The organism is Rhizobium moroccans (assembly GCF_057559155.1).
The window spans coordinates 77,455-82,679 of record NZ_JBHFJG010000007.1; the positions used below are offsets into that span (position 1 = coordinate 77,455).

Consider the following 5,225-nt stretch of genomic DNA (forward strand, 5'->3'; position numbering starts at 1 on the left):
GGCGCCGGGCCTCAAGAACTTCTGGCTCAACGAAGGCCATTCCTTCGGCATCACCGCCGCCGGCGGCGCCGGCTGGCAGCTTGCCGAATGGATCGTCGATGGCGAGCCGACCGTCGATCTCATGGGCGTCGATCCCCGCCGCTTCGGGCCTTATGCGACGGAAGGCTACCTTATCGCCAAGAACGAGGAGGCCTATGCCAACGTCTTCACCATGCACTATCCGGACGAGGAGCGCGCCGCCGCCCGTCCGCTGAAGACGACCCCGATCTACGACCGCCTCAAGAAGCTCGGCGGCGTCTTCGGCTCCGTTTACGGCTGGGAGCGCGCCAACTGGTATGCGCCCGCAGGCTATGAAGTGCCCAAGGACCAACTCGGCGTCGGCGCTGATGTCATCACCAACCATAACCATGCCCCGCCGTTGGAAGACGGCCGCATCGTCGAGAAGTGGTCGTTCCGCCGCTCGAACTATTTCGAGCATGTCGGCAACGAGGTGAGGAATGTCCACGAGAATGTCGGCGTGCTCGACATGTCGCCCTTCGCGAAGATGGAGGTCTCCGGCCCCGGCGCACGCGCCTGGCTCGGTACCATCCTCGCCAACGCCGTCCCGAAGAAGCGCGGCCGCATCGCCCTTACTCACGTTCTGACGCCGGCCGGCGGCGTCAAGGCCGAGTTCACCGTCTACGAATGGGCGCCGGATCGCTTCTATCTGGTCTCCGCCGGTGGCCTGGAAGCGCATGACCACGATCTCCTGTGGCGTCTTGCACCGAAGGACGGCTCGGTCACGCTGCAGCCGATTACGCAAAAATACGGTGTGCTCGTGCTCGCCGGCCCGAAATCGCGCGATGTGTTGAGGAAACTCACCCGCACCAGCCTCGACAACAAGGATTTCCCCTGGCTCACCGCCAAGAAAATCTCCGTCGGCGTGGCGACGGCGCATGCGCTGCGCGTCAACTTCGTGGGCGAGCTCGGCTGGGAACTGCATCACCCGATCGAGATGCAGGCCTATATCTTCGACAAGCTGATGGAGGCGGGGGCCGAATTCGGCATCAAGCCTTTCGGCATCCGCGCCATGGTCTCCATGGCGGTGGAGAAATCCTATCGCAACATGGGCCGCGAACTGTCGATCGAATACAATGCCTATGAGTCCGGCCTCGACCGCTTCATCCGTCCGGAAAAGCCGTTCATCGGCCGCGATGCGCTTCTTGCCTATAAGGAACGGGGACTGAAGTGGAACTTCGCGACGCTGATCGTCGAGGGAACCAGTGATGTGGATGCCCGCGGCTCCGAGGCGATCTACAGCGAAGCCGGCGAACTGGTCGGCCGTGTGACGAGCGGCGGCTATGGCTGGCGTATCGGCAAGTCGGTGGCGCTCGCGATGCTGAAGCCGGAATATGCCGCGGTCGGCAGCCGCGTGAAGATCAGAATTCTCGGTACGCTCTATGATGCGAGCGTGGTGCCGGAGAGCCCGTTCGATACTGAAAATGCGGTCCTGCGCGCTTGAGTAGACGGTAACAAACCATTGACGATAAAGGCGGCTTGCGGGCCGCCTTTATGATTCCGGGAAGGTGAGCCATGCTCGGATTAACGCTTCCGCAAAGCGTTGCCGTTACCGCTCTCCTCAGGGGATTTTTTCTTTGGGGGCAGCATGACATTCCTCGGCATTTCCGGGATGCAGTATTCCGGCCAATCTCTGGCAAACTCACGCATCCTGCTTGCGGAGGATTCCAACGTCTTCACCTCCATGATCGGCACCAGGCTCAAGGAGCTGTTCGGGATCGAGGTGGAGATCTGCAGGAATTTCGAGGACCTGCAGCTCGCCTATGACCGCTCCACCGAGCCGGTCACGCTGGCGATCTCCAACATCAACCTGCCGGGCGCCGAAAACGGCGAGGCGCTGGAATATCTGATCGATCTGTCGATCCCGACCGTCGTCTTCACCGGCACCTTCCACCAGGAAACGCGTGACAGGCTGCTTTCCAAGGACATCGTCGATTACGTCATCAAGGACAACGTCTTCGCCGTCGAGATGCTGGCCGAATCCGTCTGCCGCTTCCTCACCAATCATCGCCATCATGTGCTGATCGTCGACGACAGCCCGACGGCCCGCGCGCTGCTTTCCAGCCGTCTGAAGCGTTACAATTTCCGGGTCAGCACCGCCGATAACGGCGCCAAGGCTCTCGATATCCTCAAGAAGAACGCCGATATCGGCCTCGTCGTTACCGACTACAACATGCCCGATATCGACGGTTTCGAGCTGACGCGCCGCATCCGCTCGGTGCGCGGTTCGCATGAGCTGCGCGTCATCGGCGTGTCGTCTTCCGCCAACCGCCTGCTCTCGGCGCGGTTCCTGAAGGCCGGCGGCAACGATTTCATGATGCGCCCCTTCATCGACGAGGAATTCTATTGCCGCGTCAACCAGAACCTCGACACGCTGGTCCAGATACGTTCCATGCAGGCGAGGATAGCGGAAGGCGAGGGCATCAGGGGCGCGGCCTGACCTTTCGCGAGGCGGCCGGAAGCATCGCCGCCTTGCGCTTCCATTCGTCTTGAGGCGGGAAATTCAGGCAGGCTTAGCGACCTGCCTGTCAGCCGTCAGGCCGCCACGCCCAGGCGTGATGTGCTCATCGTCAGCTTGCGCTCGGCGCGCTCCTGTTGCGGCGAGCGGTTGTAGACCTCGCGATAGCATTTGGAGAAGTGCGAGGCCGAAACGAAGCCGCAGGCGACGGCCACTTCCACCACCGGCATGGAGGACTGCACGAGCAGGTGCCGGGCGCGGTCGAGCCGGATTTCCAGATAGTAGCGGGCAGGGGAACGCCCCATTTCCTGGCGGAACAGGCGCTCGATCTGACGGCGCGAGAGACCCGCATCCTCGGCGATTTCCACGAGAGACAGGGGTTCCGAAAGGTTGTTCTCCATCAGTTCGATGATGGAGAGGACCTTGGAGTTCTGCACGCCGAGCCGCGCGCGAAGCGGAAGGCGCTGGCGGTCGTGCGGGTTGCGCACGCGGTCCGTGAGCTGCTGTTCGCAGACGCGGTTGACCAGGTTCTCGCCGAAATCCTGGCCGATCAGGTTCAGCATCATGTCGAGCGAGGCGGTGCCGCCGGCGCAGGTGTAGATATTGCCGTCCACCTCATAAAGATCGGCATAGACTTCCGCCTGTGGGAAGGCTTCGGCAAAGCCCGGCAGGTTTTCCCAATGGATGGCGCAGCGCTTGCCGTTCAGCAGGCCCGCCTGGGCGAGCACATGCGCCCCGGTGCAGAGGCTGCCGACGGCGATGCCGCGATTATAGGTCTCGCGCAGCCAGGCGTTGACCGACTTGTTGTTGTATTCCTCGACATAGACGCCGGAACAGACCAGCACCATGTCCGGGCGGTTCTCGCCGGAGAGATTGCGACGTTCGTCCGCAAGGGAGGAGTTCGCTTCGAGCGCGATGCCGCTCGAGGAATAGACCTTCTGGCCGTCGACGGAACAGAGCCGCCAGGTATAGGCGGAATAGCCGAGCATCCGGTTGGCGATCCGGAGCGTCTCGACGGCCGCCGAGAACGGCAGCATGGTAAATTGAGGCACCAGGTAGAAGACGATGGACCGCTTCTTGGTGGGGGGAGCCTTGCTCGATACATCCATGATCGCTGTTCCCTTTTGCTGCCGTTCATCGCGGCTTTGCGAATAGTTCAAAAGCGACATTGACATGGAAAGCGGTAACGGAAAAGAGGATTAAGCGTCCCGCATAAGACATTTTTGCGACATCGTGAGATGGCCGCAAAGCCTTGGAACAAAGGCGAGGGAAGGGTTCTGAAGGGTACTCATGGCCCGCAGCCTTCGACAGGTGCTATGCGGCGGGCCATGTGTCGTTCAGAGTAGGGTCGTTCAGCGTCCGCGCAGGTCGGCGGGGTTGCTGGCGTCGCTCGTGGGCCATCCGATATCCTTGCGAATTTCCGCGGGGAGGGATTCCAGCATCTTCTGTGTCTGGCGCAGGCGCCATTCATGCTGAAGCCGCGCCGGAAGATCGGTCACGTTGCGGAAAAGCGCGGAAAGCGGAGACGGACGTCCGTGGCTTCCATGGTAGCTGATCGTGGTCATCGTAATTCTCCTTGGGCTTGATGGGCCGGCATTGTCAGGAGTTCGGGCCTGGCCAATTCATCAATCGATCGGATGAGAATGAGCGACCTGTTCAGTTTCAACGCGGCGGTCGCATATGCGGGTTGCATCCGATGACCCGAATATGCTCCTCGGTTGACTTTCAATCAAACGAAATGATATGGTGTTTAAGTTCAAATTTATTGAAAGAGACGTGTCATGACAGTGCCGTTCCGTCCCCCGCTGCCGCTTCTCGACAATGATGTTCTCAGAACCTTCGTGGCGATCGCCGAGACCGGCAATTTCTCCACGGCCGCCGAGGCCGTATTCCGCACGCCGTCGGCTGTGTCGATGCAGATCAAGAAGCTGGAGGAGCAGTTGAAGACGACGCTCTTCCTGCGCGATGCCCGTTCGGTCACGCTCACCCAGCATGGAGAAATGCTGCTTTCCTACGCGCGGCGCATGCTGGCGCTCTCCAACGAGGCGGTGTCGCGCTTCGTGATGCCGGAGCTCTCAGGCGTAGTGCGTCTCGGTGCCCCGGATGACATTGCCGAACGCATTCTGCCGAGAGTGCTCAAGCATTTCGGCGAAGCGTTCCCCGGCATCATGGTGGATGTCACGGTCGACCAGAGCATCCAGCTCCGCAAGCGCATGGATGAACAGCGGCTCGACCTGACGCTCATCAATTGCGCCACGCGGCCGTTCCCGACGATCGGGGAGGTGATTCATACCGAAAAGCTGGTCTGGGCTGGTGCCAAGTGCGGCACCGCCTATCTGCGCGATCCGCTGCCGATCTCCGTTTGGGAGGATGGCTGCGTCTGGCGGCAGGACGCGATCTCGCAGCTCGAAAAGCACAAGCGTCAATATCGCATCGCCTATGCCAGCGCGCATACGATGGCGCAGCGCGCCGCCGTGGTCTCCGATCTTGCGATCGCGCCTTTCCCGCTTTCCTATGTGACCGAGGACATGCAGATACTCGGGCCGAAGGAAGGCCTGCCGGAGCTCCTGAGCTTCGACATACGGCTGCTGACCACCCCGCAGCTTTCGCATCCGGCCAAGGCCGTGGCCGAGAGCATTCGCGAAGCCTACGGCTCCTTCATCGCCGCGGCGGCCTGATCCTTACCTTTTCATTCTCGAGAACGGCGGCG

At 61.3% G+C, this 5,225-nt stretch carries 5 protein-coding genes; 3 read left to right on the plus strand and 2 right to left on the minus strand.

Annotated elements, in window-relative coordinates:
* A partial coding sequence (locus tag ACE04I_RS05140) for a glycine cleavage T C-terminal barrel domain-containing protein (RefSeq protein WP_487206712.1) occupies positions 1 to 1,501 on the plus strand: 1,501 nt, incomplete at its 5' end.
* Between the two features lie 144 nt (positions 1,502 to 1,645).
* Positions 1,646 to 2,497 (plus strand): response regulator, encoded by an 852-nt coding sequence (locus ACE04I_RS05145; RefSeq protein WP_046792542.1) that lies wholly within the window; start codon positions 1,646 to 1,648, stop codon positions 2,495 to 2,497.
* A gap of 95 nt (positions 2,498 to 2,592) precedes the next feature.
* On the opposite strand, the gene ACE04I_RS05150 is transcribed toward ACE04I_RS05145, so the two are convergent.
* Both ACE04I_RS05150 and ACE04I_RS05155 read right to left on the minus strand, forming a co-directional pair.
* Positions 2,593 to 3,624 (minus strand): GlxA family transcriptional regulator, encoded by a 1,032-nt coding sequence (locus ACE04I_RS05150; protein WP_046792541.1) that lies wholly within the window; start codon positions 3,622 to 3,624, stop codon positions 2,593 to 2,595.
* Between the two features lie 243 nt (positions 3,625 to 3,867).
* On the minus strand, positions 3,868 to 4,080 hold the full coding sequence (locus ACE04I_RS05155) for a hypothetical protein (RefSeq protein ID WP_046792540.1): 213 nt from the start codon (positions 4,078 to 4,080) through the stop codon (positions 3,868 to 3,870).
* Between the two features lie 216 nt (positions 4,081 to 4,296).
* Here ACE04I_RS05155 and ACE04I_RS05160 point away from each other — a divergent pair, with 216 nt between their 5' ends.
* Positions 4,297 to 5,193, plus strand: coding sequence for a LysR family transcriptional regulator (locus ACE04I_RS05160; protein WP_046792539.1), 897 nt, complete (start codon positions 4,297 to 4,299; stop codon positions 5,191 to 5,193).
* Positions 5,194 to 5,225 lie beyond the last annotated feature (32 nt).

Excerpts from the sequence above, each read along its gene's own strand:
- ACE04I_RS05155 (WP_046792540.1), bottom strand. The coding sequence starts at position 4,080 with ATGACCACGATCAGCTACCATGGAAGCCACGGACGTCCGTCTCCGCTT.
- ACE04I_RS05145 (WP_046792542.1), top strand. The coding sequence starts at position 1,646 with ATGACATTCCTCGGCATTTCCGGGATGCAGTATTCCGGCCAATCTCTG.
- ACE04I_RS05160 (WP_046792539.1), top strand. The coding sequence starts at position 4,297 with ATGACAGTGCCGTTCCGTCCCCCGCTGCCGCTTCTCGACAATGATGTT.
- ACE04I_RS05150 (WP_046792541.1), bottom strand. The coding sequence starts at position 3,624 with ATGGATGTATCGAGCAAGGCTCCCCCCACCAAGAAGCGGTCCATCGTC.